Annotated in this window: 14 protein-coding genes and 1 pseudogene; 5 read left to right on the top strand and 10 right to left on the bottom strand. The window is 71.0% G+C overall.

Annotation, left to right across the window (positions count from 1 at the left end; genetic code table 11):
- Positions 1-86 precede the first annotated feature (86 nt).
- From ACWDRB_RS56285 to ACWDRB_RS56260, 6 genes are read right to left on the bottom strand one after another with little or no spacing between them, the layout of a single operon-like run.
- On the bottom strand, positions 87-899 hold the full coding sequence (locus tag ACWDRB_RS56285; RefSeq protein WP_449909137.1) for a hypothetical protein: 813 nt from the start codon (positions 897-899) through the stop codon (positions 87-89).
- Positions 887-1,378 carry a hypothetical protein gene (locus ACWDRB_RS56280; protein WP_449909135.1) on the bottom strand — a complete coding sequence of 164 codons (492 nt, stop codon included), beginning with the start codon at positions 1,376-1,378 and terminating at the stop codon, positions 887-889. The genes ACWDRB_RS56285 and ACWDRB_RS56280 overlap by 13 nt, the downstream gene beginning before the upstream one ends.
- A complete protein-coding gene (locus ACWDRB_RS56275) occupies positions 1,375-2,127 on the bottom strand; it encodes an ABC transporter ATP-binding protein (RefSeq protein WP_449909134.1) in 753 nt (250 codons plus the stop codon). Before ACWDRB_RS56275 ends, ACWDRB_RS56280 begins: the two co-directional genes overlap by 4 nt.
- Positions 2,124-2,945, bottom strand: a complete 822-nt coding sequence (locus tag ACWDRB_RS56270) for an ABC transporter permease (RefSeq protein ID WP_449909132.1) — start codon at positions 2,943-2,945, stop codon at positions 2,124-2,126. The genes ACWDRB_RS56275 and ACWDRB_RS56270 overlap by 4 nt, the downstream gene beginning before the upstream one ends.
- Positions 2,942-3,931 (bottom strand): ABC transporter substrate-binding protein, encoded by a 990-nt coding sequence (locus tag ACWDRB_RS56265; RefSeq protein WP_449909130.1) that lies wholly within the window; start codon positions 3,929-3,931, stop codon positions 2,942-2,944. The genes ACWDRB_RS56270 and ACWDRB_RS56265 overlap by 4 nt, the downstream gene beginning before the upstream one ends.
- Positions 3,924-4,898, bottom strand: coding sequence for an ABC transporter substrate-binding protein (locus ACWDRB_RS56260; protein ID WP_449909127.1), 975 nt, complete (start codon positions 4,896-4,898; stop codon positions 3,924-3,926). The genes ACWDRB_RS56265 and ACWDRB_RS56260 overlap by 8 nt, the downstream gene beginning before the upstream one ends.
- Before the next feature lie 126 nt (positions 4,899-5,024).
- On the opposite strand from ACWDRB_RS56260, the gene ACWDRB_RS56255 reads away from it, so the two are divergent.
- Complete coding sequence (locus ACWDRB_RS56255) at positions 5,025-5,798, top strand: IclR family transcriptional regulator (RefSeq protein WP_350730894.1); 774 nt, start codon at positions 5,025-5,027, stop codon at positions 5,796-5,798.
- Between the two features lie 50 nt (positions 5,799-5,848).
- Here ACWDRB_RS56255 and ACWDRB_RS56250 read toward each other — a convergent pair whose 3' ends face one another.
- The gene (locus ACWDRB_RS56250) at positions 5,849-6,463 is read right to left on the bottom strand and encodes a TetR/AcrR family transcriptional regulator (RefSeq protein ID WP_449909124.1); all 615 of its coding nucleotides are present in this window, start codon (positions 6,461-6,463) and stop codon (positions 5,849-5,851) included.
- A 49-nt stretch (positions 6,464-6,512) separates the two neighbouring features.
- Here ACWDRB_RS56250 and ACWDRB_RS56245 point away from each other — a divergent pair, with 49 nt between their 5' ends.
- Positions 6,513-7,463 carry an NADP-dependent oxidoreductase gene (locus ACWDRB_RS56245; RefSeq protein ID WP_449909122.1) on the top strand — a complete coding sequence of 317 codons (951 nt, stop codon included), beginning with the start codon at positions 6,513-6,515 and terminating at the stop codon, positions 7,461-7,463.
- Positions 7,464-8,124: 661 nt separating this feature from the next.
- On the opposite strand, the gene ACWDRB_RS56240 is transcribed toward ACWDRB_RS56245, so the two are convergent.
- Entirely contained in the window at positions 8,125-8,700 is a 576-nt protein-coding gene (locus ACWDRB_RS56240; RefSeq protein ID WP_449909119.1) for a dihydrofolate reductase family protein, read from the bottom strand.
- A gap of 115 nt (positions 8,701-8,815) precedes the next feature.
- Positions 8,816-9,082 (bottom strand): annotated as a pseudogene (locus ACWDRB_RS56235) (transposase); the annotation flags it as partial.
- Between the two features lie 244 nt (positions 9,083-9,326).
- Here ACWDRB_RS56235 and ACWDRB_RS56230 point away from each other — a divergent pair.
- Positions 9,327-10,031: a cytidylate kinase family protein gene (locus ACWDRB_RS56230; RefSeq protein WP_449909116.1), complete on the top strand. Its 705-nt coding sequence runs from the start codon at positions 9,327-9,329 to the stop codon at positions 10,029-10,031.
- Between the two features lie 369 nt (positions 10,032-10,400).
- On the opposite strand, the gene ACWDRB_RS56225 is transcribed toward ACWDRB_RS56230, so the two are convergent.
- Complete coding sequence (locus ACWDRB_RS56225) at positions 10,401-13,187, bottom strand: ATP-binding protein (protein WP_449909115.1); 2,787 nt, start codon at positions 13,185-13,187, stop codon at positions 10,401-10,403.
- 167 nt (positions 13,188-13,354) lie between these two features.
- Between ACWDRB_RS56225 and ACWDRB_RS56220 the strand changes: the two genes are divergently transcribed.
- Positions 13,355-13,711, top strand: a complete 357-nt coding sequence (locus tag ACWDRB_RS56220; protein WP_449909112.1) for a VOC family protein — start codon at positions 13,355-13,357, stop codon at positions 13,709-13,711.
- A 200-nt stretch (positions 13,712-13,911) separates the two neighbouring features.
- A complete protein-coding gene (locus ACWDRB_RS56215; RefSeq protein ID WP_449909109.1) occupies positions 13,912-14,487 on the top strand; it encodes a DoxX family protein in 576 nt (191 codons plus the stop codon).
- Positions 14,488-14,670: the final 183 nt, after the last annotated feature.

The following is a 14,670-nucleotide window of genomic DNA, read 5'->3' as shown; positions in this document are numbered from 1 at the left end:
ATGCCACCGCCGCCAGGCGCAGGACCGCGGCGGGCCGCCCGGACAGGTGGTCGATCATGCGGCCGGAGATGAGCAGGACGGTCATGTCAGATCTTTCCTAGGAGTTCGGCGGAAACGGGCGGAGTCCTGATCGGGCGCGCCGACTGCCCCGTCTTCTGGAGGAACGTGGGCGGCGGCAGGTGGTACGGAGGCTCCGCCCCGGTGGGCAGCGGTCCCGGCCCCCGTTCACGGGCGGCGAACTCCTGCCGGACCGCCGCCAGCGTCTCGGGCTGCTCGACCAGCGTGACGGCCGCCGCGGCCAGGTAGCGGGCGGCGGCCAGCAGCCCGGCGTGGGCGATCGTGGTGCCGGTGGCGGCCGTGGCCGCCCACGAGTGCAGCGGCACGCCGATCGGAACCACCGCCGCGGTCAGGCTGAGGTGCGGCGCCGTCCAGCTCACCTCCGAGGTGTCGCTGGACGGCCCGCCCAGGTCCGGCCCGGTGGGCGGGCGCAGCGGCAGGACCCCTGCCGCCAGGCCGGAACCCGGCCTGCCGATCGCCTCCTGCAGCCGCACCGCGAACTCGTGGTCGGCGTCGGTGAACGCGGGCGGACCGAGCTCGCTCATCGTGTGGTGCAGCAGCTCCGCGCCCGCCCGGTTGCCGAGCCCCTGTCTGATCGCCGTCACCAGCCGGTGTTCGAGCCGGGTCTGACTGGCGACGGCGGCGGCCCCGGCGCAGGCCACGACCTTGTCATAGAGGGTCCTGGCCCGCTCGTGGGTGGCCTCGCGGACGTAGACCCACAACGTCTGCAGGTCGGGGGTGACGTTGGGAGCGCCACCCCCGCCGATCGCGTAGCCGATCCGGCCCGACGGGGAGACGTTGCCCGCGCGCAGGCGCTCGATCATGCCGGTCAGCAGGAGCACCCCGTCCAGGCCGCTGCGGGTGCCCAGCGGGTTCGAGCCGTGGCCGGGCGAGCCGACACCTTGATGGTCGCCCGGCCGCGCAGGGCCCTGGCGGCGGCGATGGCCGCGCCGGTCGACGCCGCCGCCAGGGCGTTGTGGCCGCACCCGTGGCCGTGACCGTAGGCGGGGGCGTACTCGTCGCCCTCGAACACGGTGGGCTCGTGGCGGGGGACGCCGGCGCGCTGGGACAGGCCGGGCAGCGCGTCGTACTCGACGTTGAAGCCGAGCACCGGGCCGCTGTCACCGGAGGTGGCGACGAAGGCGGCCGGCAGACCGGCGGTGCCCCACGAGATCGCGAAGCCGTGCGTACGCAGCACCTCGGCGGTGGCCAGCGCGGAGCGCCACTCGCGCAGCGACGGCTCGGCGTAGGCCCAGATGCGGTCCGCGAGCCCGGTCAGCACGGGCGCGTTCTCGTCGATCCACGCGGTCGGAGCGGTCACCGTGCCACCTCTTCGCGCGGTGTGCCCGCGTGGGTGTCGACGCCGAGGTCGGCGAGGAGGTGGCGGCGCAGCTCGACGAAGACGGGGTCCGTCCTGTCGCGCGGACGGTCGATGCCGACCCGCAGGTCCGTGACGAACCGGCCCTCGCGCAGCACCGCGATCCGGTCGGCGAGCAGGGTCGCCTCCTCGACGTCGTGCGTGACCAGCACCACGGCCGGGCGGTGCCGGGCGCACAACTCGGCGATCAGGTCCTGCATGTGCAGCCGGGTGAGCGCGTCGAGCGCGGCGAACGGCTCGTCCAGCAGGAGCAGCTCCGGCTCGCGTACCAGGGCCCTGGCCAGCGCCACCCGCTGGGCCTCGCCGCCGGACAGCGTCGCGGGCCAGGCGTCGGCGTGCCGGCTCAGGCCCACCTCCGCCAGCGCCTCGAGCCCCTTGGCGCGGGCGGAGCGGCCCTGCCCGATGATCACGTTCGCGAGCGCGCGCTTGGAGGGGATGAGCCGCGGCTCCTGGAAGACGACCGTGCGCACCGGGGGTACGAGCACGGTTCCGCCGGTGGCGGCGTCCAGGCCGGCGAGGATGCGCAGCAGCGTGGTCTTCCCCGTGCCGCTCGCGCCGAGCAGCGCGAGGAACTCGCCGCGGCGCACGTCCAGGTCCACGCCGTCGAGCACGGCGCGCTCGCCGAAGACCTTGCGCAGCCTTCTCGTCCGTACGGCCAGGCCCGCCGATCCTGGGCCCGTCTCTCGGCTCATCGGATGCTCACCGCCTTGCGCCAGGGCATCGTCCCCCGTTCGACCAGCCGCAGCGCCAGGTCGGCCAGCAGCCCGATCACGGCGTAGAGCAGCACGCACAGCGCCAGGATGTCGGTACGCAGGTAGTCGGTGGCGCGGGCCATGAGGTAGCCGAGCCCGGCCGTCACGTTGATCTCCTCGGCCGCGATCAGCGCGATCACGCTGAGCGTGGTGGCCAGGCGCAGCCCGGCGAAGACCGACGGCAGCGCGCCCGGCAGCACGACCTCGCGGGCGATCGCGAGCCGGCCCAGGCCGAACGAGCGCGCCGCCTCGACGACCTTGCGGTCCACGTTGCGCACGCCGCTGGAGACGTTGACGTACATGGGGAAGGTGCAGGCCACGCCGATCAGCAGGATCTTGGAGGCCTCCTCGATCCCGAACCAGACGACGAACAGCGAGGTCAGCGCCAGGAAGGGGATGGCGCGCAGCGCCTGCATCGAGGAGTCCACGAGCTCCTCACCGAGCCGGGTGAAGCCGGAGACGACGCCGAGCAGCAGTCCGGTGGAGGCGCCCAGCACCAGGCCGAGGCCGGCCCGGGTGACGGACACGCGCAGCGCCTCCGGGAGCTGGCCGTCGGCCCACAGCTCGCCGAAGGTCTTGACGACGTCCTGAGGGCCGGCGAGCACGTCCTTGGTGAGGGCGCCGGAGGCGGTGGCCGCGTACCAGACCGCCAGCAGCAGGACGGGGCCGATGGCCCGCAGCGCGAACGTCAACGCGGGCGCGCGTCCGGCGGCACGGGGCGGGTTCGGGGCGACGAGCCCCTGCACTGCGGCGCTCATTGCTCCGCGTTCCCCAGCGTCGTCACGTCCACGACGTGCTGGGAGACGTCCAGCGGCGCGGTGAGCACCTTCTGGTCGAGGAAGAACTTCGCGACCTCCTGATATTTCGCGATCTCGGGTGCGGTGACCGCCTGGGCGGGCTTGCCCTTCTTCTGGATGTCGACCACCAGGTCCTTCTGCTTGCCCTGCACGGCCTGCGGGCCCGCCTGGGTGAAGACGTTCAGGTACGCCGCCGGGTCGGCGATCTCCTTCGCGCTGCCCTCCTTGAGGAACTCGAACAGGGCCTTGACCACCTCGGGATGCTCGTCGAGCAGCTTGTTGGCGGCCACGTAGATCACGTAGTTGTCCGACTTGATGGCCTCGCCGTCGGCCAGGATCCGCGCGTCCAGGTCGGTGACGGCGGGGATGAGGAAGGTGGAGAACGTCGCCCAGGCGTCCACCTTGCCCGAGCCGAAGACCGGTGCGGTCTGCGGCGGCAGCAGGTAGACGCGCTTGACCTTGTCCACCGGCACGTTGAACGTCTGCAGCGCCTTGAGCAGCAGGTACTCGCTGGTGCCGCCGTGCCCGACGGCCACGGTGCGCCCGGCCAGGTCCGCGACCGACTTGACCGGCGAGCCGTTCTTGACCACGATCCCCTCGCCGGCGAGGTCGGGCGGCACAGTGGCGAAGATCTTGAAGCTGGGCTTGACGGCCAGCGCGGTGACGCCGGAGGTGATCGAGCCGGTCGCGATGTCGAGCGAGCCGGCGTTGATGGCCTGGGCGGCGGGGGCGAAGACGGAGAAGTCGCCGGCCCACTTGACCTTGGCGTTGACCTTGGCCAGGGCGGCGTCCAGGCTGCCGTCCTTCTTCGCGACGGCCAGGAAGCCGCTGTTGCCCGGGTCCGCAATCCGGACGACCACCTGTTCCTGGGCGGTGGTGGCGCCGGTGCCGCCGCCACAGGCCGCGGCCAGGAGGGCGAGAGGGACGGCGAGCAGCAGCTTACGCATGGGTGACTCCTTGGAGCGGGGTGTGGTCGACCCAGGCCGCGACGTCCACGGGCGATTCGAGGAATTGGTGGTCGCGCAGGAAGTGCTCCTGCTCGGCCAGCAGGTCGAGGCGTTCGGGCGACAGGTCCAGGTGGAGGGAGGCGCCGGGGACGTAGGCGGCGGCCACGCCGGTCGCGCCCGCGCCGGTCTCGGCGCCGAGGATTCTGGCGACCTCCGCCGGGTGATCGGCGGCCCAGTCGGCCGCCCGCAGCAGGACGCCGAGGAAGCGGGTGACCACGTCGGGGTGCTCGTCGAGCAGGCGCTGGTGCACGGTGATCGGCCGCGGGGTGCCGTTGTTCACCCGCGCCCGCCGGTCCGGCACGGCGTCGAGGTCGAGGCCGACTTCCGCGCCATGGCGCAGGGCGGCCTCGACGGCGAGCGCGCCCTTGACGTAGACCGCGTCCACCTCGCCGGCGGCCAGCGCGGCCAGCTCGGCCTCCCACTGGCCGCCGCCCGGCTCGGCCGCGACGTCCACCAGCTCGGCGTCGCCGAGGCCGAGCCCGGCCAGGGACAGGGCTCCGTGGAAGCCGTGCAGGGCCATGGCCCGCCAGAAGTCGATCGCGATGCGGTGCCGGGGAACGGCCAGGCGCAGGCCCTTGAGCTGCTCGGGGCGCTCCAGAGCGGTGCCGGCGCGGACCAGGACGGTCTGGTGCTCCTCGATCCAGGTGAGCCCGATGAGCCGGGTGGCCTCGCCGCGGGAGCGCGCCCAGAGCGCGGGCACGTTGCCGCCCTCGCGGAACAGACCGGTCAGGGCGTGGGTGTAGTGCGTCTCGCGGGGGACGTCAGGCGAGTCGTCCTGCAGGGACCGGACCTCGATCCCGTCGGCGGCGAACTCCCCGGCCAGCCAGCCCTGGTCCGCCGCGATGCCCGTCGCGGTGGGCACGGGACAGCGGGTGAACCAGATGGTGTCGAGTGCGGCTGTGGTCATGGCAGAGAGTTTGCTTGTAAGTTGGTAGGAAATGCAAAGAATATCCCGCGATGCGGGAAGCGTTCCCGGCCGGACCGGCTCTCACCTGGTCACGGCTCTCCCTACTCGGAAGACGGAGTTTCCCGCATGGCAGCAGAAGGCGGCGTGCAGTCCGTACGCAGGGCGATCGGCGTGCTCGACTGCTTCGGCGGCGGGGACGCCTCGCTCAGCCTGTCCGACCTCTCGCGCAGGATGGGCCTGTCCACCTCGACCACGCACCGCCTGGCCAGGACGCTGACCGCCGCCGGCTTCCTCGAACAGGAGGCGCGCACCGGCCGCTACCGGCTCGGGCCGTCGATCACCGAGCTGGGACAGCTCTCCTTCCACCGGCGCGGCCTGCACCGCATCCCGCCCGAACTGGCCGAGCTGGCCCGCATCACCTCCGCCACCGTGGACCTGGCCGTCCGCAACGACAGGCACGCGGTCATCCTGAGCGGCGGCTCGCTCAACCCCGACAGCGGCATCGGCCTGCGCCGCCCGCTGCACTCCACGGCGCTGGGCAAGGTCCTGCTGGCCTGGGACCCGGAGGGCAGGGCGGACCTGGAGGCGCTCGGGCCCCTGCGGCCGCTGACCGGCCGCACGATCGTGGACCACGGCGAGCTGCGCGCCGAACTGGACCGGGTGCGCGAGGCCGGGTACGCGCTCAACGACGGGGAGTCGGGCGACGGCATCCGCACGGTCGCGGTGCCGGTCCTCGACCGGCAGGGCCACGTACGCTACGCGCTGGCCGTGCGCTCAACGCCGCTGGTGATGAGCGACGCGCGGATCGACTGGTTCGTCACGCACGCGCGGGCCTGCGCCCGGGCGCTGGAAGTGCTGCTGATCCCACCCGCCGAGCGCCGCCTGCGCACCTCCGAGTGAAGCGGTTTTGCCCGTCGTCTCACGGGGGCGACTCTCCGAGCGCCAAGGCGCTACTGAACGGCCGGCAGCAGCCGGACCGCCGGCGGAAGCGGCGCGCGGACGGGGTCGGCGCGGAAGGACTGGATCATCAGGGCCGCGAAACGGCGCGACGCCGCCGCTCGCTGCTCGGGTGACTCGGCGCGGATGCCCTCGTTCGCCATCATCGCCAGGATGAAGTCCTCCAGGACGAAGTCCGCCCGCAGGTCGCCTGCCTCCTTCGCGCGCCGGATGAGTTGGAGCAGCAGCCGGATCGTACGGTCGCGGTCCGCGGCGAAGTACGGCAGCTGCGAGGTGAACGCGCCGGACAGACCCCGGTCGAGGGCGTGCACCTCCATGAGCTTCTCGATCACCAGGCAGAACCCGCGCCACGGGTCGGCCTGCGCCAGCCCTTCCTCGACGACCGCCGAGCACATGGCCATCGGCTCGGCGAAGACCTCGCTGAGCAGCGCTTCCTTGGTCGGGAAGTGCCGGTAGACGGTGGCCGCGCCGACTTGCGCGCGCCGGGCGATCTCCCGGATCGGCACATCGAGGCCTTCGGCGGCGAAGGTCGCGCGGGCGACCGCGAGGATGCGCGCGCGGTTGTCGCGGGCGTCCGAGCGCAGCTTCTGACTCACTTCGGCCGTCACCGCTCTCACTTTAGTCAAACGGACGGGGTGTTCCGTTACCGTACGGCGCATGAGAGCAGTTCAGTTTTCGGAGTACGGCCCGGCCGGCGTGGTGCATGTCGCCGAGGTCGAGGAGCCGCATGCCGGGCCGGGGGCGATCCGCATCGCCGTACGGGCGTCCGGATTGTCGACGGGAGAGACGTCCATCCGCTCAGGGAGGATGCGTGACGTGGTGCCCGTGACGTTCCCGTACCGGACCGGGTTCGACGCCGCCGGCGTGGTGGACGAGGTCGGCGACGGCGTCACGGGTGTCGGGGCCGGCGACGAGGTGTTCGGCATGACCGCGACGACCGCGCGCGGCGCCAACGCCGATCACGCGGTCCTGGTCGCCTGGGCGCCGAAACCGGCCGCGTGGAGCTGGGAGGAGGCCGGTGGTGCCGCCGGGAGTGTCGAGACGGCCACCCGGGTGCTCGACCGGCTCGCGGTCGGCGCCGGGCACACCGTGCTGGTGCAGGGCGCGGCCGGCGGGGTGGGCACGGTCGCCGTGCAGCTCGCGGTCGCCCGTGGCGCCACCGTCATCGGCACGGCCGGGGAGCACAACCACGACTTCCTGCGCTCGCTGGGCTCCGTGCCGACGACGTACGGGGCGGGATTGGTCGAACGGGTCCGCGCGCTGGCACCAGGTGGGGTGGACGCGGTTCTCGACTGCGCAGGAGGGGCGCTGCCCGACCTGATCGCCATCACCGGGAACCCGGCGCGCGTGGTGACGATCGCTCCCGACTTCACCGCGGCGGCCCTCGGCGTGCACCTGTCGCACGGCGTGCCGGCCGGCGACACGGCGGCGGCCGTTGGGGCCGCCGACCCGCTGGCGGTGCACGGCCTCGGCATCGCGGTCGAGCTCGCAGCGCAGGGCCGGCTACGGGTGCCGGTCGCGGCGGCGTTCCCGCTCACCGAGGCCGCCGCCGCACACGAGTTGAGCGAGAGCCGTCACGCTCGCGGGAAGATCGTGCTGGTGAACTGACCAGCTCCACCGACCCACACGCCGTACGTGCTGGCCCGCTTCCGAGCCCGACCGCCCTCACACGGAGGATGGGCTTCATCCCGGACGACGCGGTGACGCTCGTGGAGGTCCTGGAGGAGAACGCGAATCGGGCGGGCGACCTTTCCTCAGCAGGAATTCCCAACCCCGGCGCGGTCACGCCCTGCGACCGGCCACCAGCGCCCGATCCTCATCCAGAAGCGCCCAGAACTCGATCAGCTCACCCAGCGCGGCCGGCAGCATCATCCCCGCTCACTTCACCACCGGCACCAATCGAACCTGAGCGATTAACGTGGGGCCACAACCATCGTCAGCGACGAGAGAGTCGACCCCGCACGGAGCCGTCGAGTTGAGGCGTGCAGAGTTCTTCGCTGGTGGTCAACGTGTCGACGTCAGGAACGCAGTGCGTCCCGGACCCGCCCGGCATCGCGATCGCGCTCGCTCCACAGAGGCCGCCGTCCCTTGGCCGTAGCCGAGCCTTGGCTCGTCATCGCCCATGATCCCCACAGTGGACGCCGTCCAGACCCTTTGTATCGCCGCAGGTCAGGCAAGCCCGCTGGAATTTCCCTGGGACTACATCCACCCCCCAGGAGCACAGGGCCATACACCACGCACGCGGCGAGGATGACGATCCCGGCATGGCTCAACTGTGTCGGGTCGGTCGATAGGTCAGCACCTGCGTGTGGCCGTCGAAGGTCCGGGCCTCGAGCAGTTCGAGGTCGAAGTCGTCCGCACCGTCGAAGATCCGGTCCACGCCGGTCGTCCCGGAGATCACTGGGAAGACCGTCACCTCGATGGTGTCGATCAGGCCGGCGTTCAGCAGCGCCCGGTTGAGCGTCAGGCTGCCGTGGGAGCGCAGCGGCACCTCGGATTCGGCCTTGAGGCGCGTGACCACCTCGACAGGATCGCCGGACTCGATGGTCGTGCCCGGCCACTCGAGCGGCTCGGTCAGCCGGTTGGAGAGCACCGTGACCGGGGAGTCGAACATGCGCGTGATCCACCCGTCGAACAGGCTGCGGTCGAAGCCTGCGTCAAGGAACGGCGCGTTCGACGAGTAGGTCTTGGCCCCGAGCACCATGCGCAGCGGGTCACGGTAGGCAGCGGCGCGATACGCGAGGAATTCGGGGCCCTGCTTGCCCCAGTAGCCGCCCCAGTCGCCGTTGTGGTTGGCGAAGCCGTCGAGCGTGGAGAAGATGTCGAAGGTGTACGTGGCAGTCATGGTGTCTCCTTGCGGGCGGTCGGTCGCGCGCGCCTTGCGGCGGCCTCACCCCTGCTACGAACACCACCGCCCCGATCCGACACGCCTCCCGGATTTCTTTCAAAACTTTCCGGGCTCATCCGATCCGAGTGTGCAGTTGTGGTCTGAACCCGCCGGCCTCGAGTAGTGATCTTGCGATGTCGTTGGCGAGGGTGCGGAAGCCCAGCGCGGAGCCGCGTAGGTGTTCGAGGCGGCCGTTGATTGCTTCTTTCGGTCCGTTGCTGGTGCAGGCGCGATCGAAGTAGGCCGGCACGTCGGCGGCCTGGCGTTTGAGCGTTCGCCCGAGTGTGATCAGCTCGGTCAGGGCCGTGGGCACCGCCGCGATGATGACGGTGATGGTCTTCGCGGAGGTTCGTGCAGCGGTAACCCAGGCTGCTGTGCAAGCGGTGCAGGTTGCCAGTCCTCGATGAACTCGAAGATCACACCGCGGGCGGCAGCGCGGGTGGGCCAAGACTGGGCGTTACCCCACCTCGTCGCCCTCGTCCGCGCCGGAGCCCGCTTCGAACGAGGCGTCCTCGTCGAACGCGAGCCGGCGACCGCAGCCTGACGTGCGGTGCTAAAACAGAGACACCGTGAGAGAGGCAGCAATGGACCAAGGCACCCGCGGCGAGCTCATCAGCCGGCTGGCCGAGGCGATCAGGTCCGTCACGACCGCGCACCCGCTGCGGGTCGCCATCGACGGGCCGCCCGCCTCCGGCAAGACCACGCTGGCCGACGAGCTCGCCGTCGTCCTGCGCGCGCAGGACCGAGACGTCATCCGCGCGACCATCGACGATTTCCTGTTCCCCCGTGCACAGCGCTACCGACGCGGCCAGTACTCGGCCGAAGGCTGCTACTTCGACGCCCACGACCACGCCGCGCTGTGCCGGGTCCTGCTCGATCCGCTGGGCCCAGGCGGAGACCGAAGGTTCCAGCACGCGGTCTATGACAGAGACACCGACGCCCCATCGTCCCCGCCGGCCACGACCGCCCCCGCAGACGCCGTACTGCTCTTCGACGGCGTCTTCCTCCTGCGCCCAGAACTCATCGACCGGTGGGACCTGCGCATCTTCGTGTCCGTCCCATTCGAGCAGACGGTAGATCGCGCCCGGGACCGAAGCACAGCGCCGGCCGGATCCACCGCCGACACCGCCGAAATCGAACGGTCCTGGCGCAACCGCTATATCCCCTCCCAACAGCTCTACTTCGCCACAGCCCGCCCAACCGACCACGCCGACATCATCGTGTACAACGATCAGCTCCAACGGCCGACCTGGGAAGTCCGACCACACTCATCGATACACAGGATGTGACAATTGTTCCCTGGTCGCGGCCGCACGGAACTGGCGGAGCTTGCTGAAGCAGCGCTCGACGGTGTTGCGTTCCTTGGAGGCCTGTGCGTCGAAGACCGGCGGGCGGCCGCTCTTGGAACCGAGCTTGCGGCCCACGCCGAGCGACACCCCGCTGAAGTCTTGGCGATACTGCGCCGGGCACTTCTTGAACGCGGACGCGTTCTGACGGGCCTCACGTGGAGATGGCCGCTCGTCAACGATCTCTCGTAGTCCATGCCGGTGGCGTCGGCCAGGGATCCCGTGCGGGCACAACGAATCTCCAGATAGCCCACGCCAGGTCTTCGACAGTTCGACACGTACAGGGGCGATCCGGCCCGCTGTGTAACGAGGTCACCATCTTCGGCCGGTTGGTGTCATCGGGGCGAGACCGAGGGCGGCGAGGGCGGCGGCGCCGCGGTCGGCGTGGTCGCCGCCGGCGAGAACGAGGGTCCGCGCGGACTGGTAGCGGCAGCCGGCGGCGTCGAACGCGTCCGTCGTGGCGAGCAGCGCCTCCTGGTCGCCGTCGAGCAGGGCTCCAGCCCGTTCCACGATGGCAGCGGCGACCGGGTTGCCGGCCACGACGGTGCGGGCCTCGGCGACGATGTCGCGGGCGTTGCGGCTTTCGGCGAGTACGGCGCTCTCGCTGCGCAGCGCGACATACCAGTGGTGCCAGATCCAGGTGATCCACTTCCACACCTGCCGGGGCTCGGGGGCCATCCGCTCCAGCGCCTCCGGTGCCTGCCCGTGGTGCAGCAGGAGCATCGCGTCGAAAACCGCCCCGTAGCCGTAGATATGCTCCGGTGAGGTGCCGAGCCGGCCCAGAATCTCCTGCCATTCGCGTCTGGCGTCAAGGTCGCCGCGCAGGCCGTGGATCATCGCCACACCGGCCACCGCCGGGGCGAGGATGGACCGGGCGGGGCTGCCTGCCCGCTGCCACGCGTCGAGGAACCGGACGCTGCCGGTGAGCACCTCGTCGACGTCGCCCGCCAGCGCGTCCACCATCAGCAGGCGGCACGTAGCGCGGTGACCTACTTCCGCCAGCGATGGATGGTCGGCCAGTTGCCGTGCCCATCGGCGGGCGCCCGGCACATCTCCCGTGCCGAGGCTGGCCTCGGCGACGATACCGAGCGCGTCGATCAGCTCGTGGGTGCCGGCCGGCGAGATCGGCAGGGACGACAGGAGCGTGATCCGGCGCCGGGCCGTGGCGGCGGTGGCGAACGTGTCGCCGGCCCAGCCTTGAGCGCCGGTGAGCGCGTCGAGTGCGGCCGACTCGGCGAGCGGGTCGCCGGTCCGGCGGGCGAGTTCGACCGCGCGCTCGGCGCGCTCCCGTGTCTCCGGCACGGCGTTGCCGGGCGGGCCCTGGACGGCGCCGAACGCGTCGGTGAGCACCCCGGCTTCGGCCAGGGCCACCGCCGCCTGCGCGGCCGGATCGTCGCCGGCCTGCTCCCGCGCCTCGGTGATCAGCTCGAGCGCCTCCTCCTGAGACGGGCGCCGCACGAATGTGGTCGAGAACCGGAAGGCGATGGTGGCGGCGGTCGCCAGGTCGGCGGCGGCGCCGGCAGCGGCGCCGGACGTGCGGGCGGCGTCCGCGGCCGCGCGGCGCAGGCGGTACATGTCATCACCGACTGTCCGGCACCCGGCCACGGCCGCGGCCTGCCGGAGCATCGACGCGGAGGCGGCCGGGTCGGTCGCGAGTGCGGCGGCCTGCTCATAGCGCCGCTGGGACTCGCCGGTCAGGTGACGGGTGAAGGTCAGCTCCGCCAGGCACCGGGCGAGCTCGAACGCGTCCACGCGCTGCTCCGGACGGTTGGCCACCCACGCCAGGGCGGCGCGGAGGTCGTCGGCCACCAGGTCGAACCGTGCCCTCCAATCCTGGGCTACCACGGCCAGGCCAGCAGCCTGCGCCAGGCGCCAACGAAGGTGCCGGGATCGAGCATCGATCAGCTCACCGGCCTCGGACAACCGCTCCATCCCGTACTGGCGGATGGTCTCCAACGCCCGGTACTCGGTCCTGCCCAGGGACGCCGTCACCGCCAGGAGACTCTGTCCGGCGAGCCGGGCCAGGCCGTCGGCGACCAGGCCTTCCTCGTCCCCGGTCACCTGCGCCGCCGCCGCGGCGGTGAACGGCGCCACGAACACCGACACCCGGCGCAGCAGCGCCCGGTCGGCCGGCTCCAGCAGGGCATGGCTCCAGTCCAGCGCCGCCCGCACCGAGCGGTGCCGGTCATCGGCACGGGAGCCGCCGGTGAGCATCCGCAGCGGGTGGGACAGGGCGGCGGTGATGCCATCGAACCCGAGCATGGGATAGCGGGCGGCGGCCAGCTCGATCGCCAGCGCCATTCCATCCAGTCGCTCACAGATCGCGGCCACCTGGCCGCGCAGCGGCGGATCCAGCGGCCAGCCGACCGCCGCCGCCCGTTCCATGAACAACGCGACCGCGTCCGACTCACCGTCGGCGGCCAGCGACAGCGGCGGGACCGGATACACCCGTTCGAACGGCACCATCAGCCGGGCCCTGCTGGTCGCCAGCACCGTCACCTGCGGGCATGTCGCAAGCAGCCGCTCGACGAACAGCGTCACCCCGTCCACCACGTGCTCGCAGTTGTCCAGCACCAGCAGCGCATGACGGTCGGCCAGCGCGGCGACCACGGACTCGGTCATGTCGCGGCCGGGCTGCTCACCGAGGCCCAGCGCCCCCGCGACCGCGGTCGCGATCAGGCCCGGATCGGTGACCGGGACCAGGTCGACGAACCACACGCCGTCGGCGTACTCCCCGGCCGCCTCCGCGGCCACCGCCGACGCCAGCCGGGTCTTGCCCACTCCGCCAGGACCGACCGCGGTCACCTGCCGGTGCGCCTTGATCATCTCGGTCAGCTCGGCCCGCTCGCTCACCCGGCCGATGAACGAGGTCAGCGGGGTCGGCAGAACCGGTGCCGGGCGGCCCGGGCCGGCACCGGCCGGCGTGGGCGCATGCTGGGCGAGCGCCCGCCGATCCGGCACCTCCAGCTTGCGCAACAGCGAGGAGACATGGCTCTCCACGGTACGCACCGAGATGCACAGCCGTGCCGCGATCTCGGCGTTGCTGAGATGGGCCCCGACCAGGTCCAGCACCTCGGCTTCCCGAGGCGAAATCTCCACTTGCGTCACCACCGCCCCAGTTTGCCGCATCCTCTCCGCAACCCATCCGTGCTGACGATCCGTGCTGACGATCCGTGGTCACCACGGATGCGCAGCGGCCAAGCCGGGCGAAAAGCTGAGCACACGCAAACAGCGGGTCGATGTGACCCACGACGACAGGAGTGACCATGACCGGCTCTTCCTCCCAGGAAATCAAGACCGTGCTGCATCCCGTGTCTGACCTTGCCAAGGCCAAGGCGGTGTACGCGGCCCTCCTCGGTGTCGCGCCACAGACCGACTCGTCCTACTACGTCGGCTTCGAGGTCGGGGGACAGCACATCGGACTGGTGCCGGGCGGTGGGCCGCAGGGCATGACCTCGCCGGTGGCCTACTGGCACGTGCCGGACCTCGAGGCGAAGCTGGCCGAGGTGATCGCCGCAGGGGCCACCGTGAAGGAGACCGCACACGACGTCGGCGGCGGCCGCCTCGTGGCCACCGTCACCGACCCCGACGGCAACGTCCTCGGACTGCTGCAAGACCGATGAACGCCGACGCCGCCGCGACACCGAGCACCGGCTCACCCATGACGACCTCAGGGCCGTCAGCACCCTTCTCAAGATCGAGTACATCAAGGTTCTCAAGGACAATCTGCCATGAACAGCATCGAAACGACGGGCCACCTCGTACCGACCCGCCCACAAAGCTCCTTCCCCGGCCAACCCGATAAGAAAGGCAGTGATAGAGCATGAACGGGCATGTCAGCGCCAACCTGCCCGGCGTCAAGGACATTGAGCAGCAGCCCAAGAGGCGCGGAATGAGGTTCACGCTCAACGGCGCACTTTGGTCACTACAAGCGTTGTTCGGCTTCTTCTTCGCCGGCAGCGGTTTCGGCAAAGTGCTGTTGTACGACGCAGCTCTGTATGCGGCAGCGCCCCGGGCCGTGGCTTGGTACGCCGCGGTGCCGCAGCCTCTGATCGTCTTCATCGGGGTCTGTGAGGTACTTGGCGGCGTCGGCCTGATCCTGCCGGCGATGACGAAAGTCAAACCGATGCTGACGCCGCTCGCCGCCGTCGGCCTGACACTGACGATGATCCTCGCGGCTGGTTTCCATATCACGCGCAACGAATACGCATTGGTGCCCGCGAATCTCTTGCTGGGAGGCGTCGCGGCGTTCATCGCGGTCGGACGATGGGAGCTGCGGCCCATCGCACCCGCGCCCATCACCACCTCACGCGCACTCACGTCATTCGCGGTCCTCGTCGCGCTGGCCCTGCTGGCGTTCGTCCCGACGTGGTACACGATGACCAACGTCCACTTCTGATCACTCCGGTGTCACACGCCTACTCCCTTAGAGCTTGTTGCTGAACTTTCGATCTTGGAAAGCGTCGTCCCCGGGTCTGTACGGTCACTGGCTCTGGCCCACTTTCGGTGGTGACGGAACGTGATAGCTCGTGTCGGTACATGGCTATCTCGCCGTGCTGTGTCAGCGTGACGCCGGTGTGAC

It is taken from the genome of Nonomuraea sp. NPDC003707, from assembly GCF_053587055.1.
The sequence above is the reverse complement of the archived record's forward strand: the minus strand, read 5'-3'. Positions and strand labels throughout refer to the sequence as shown.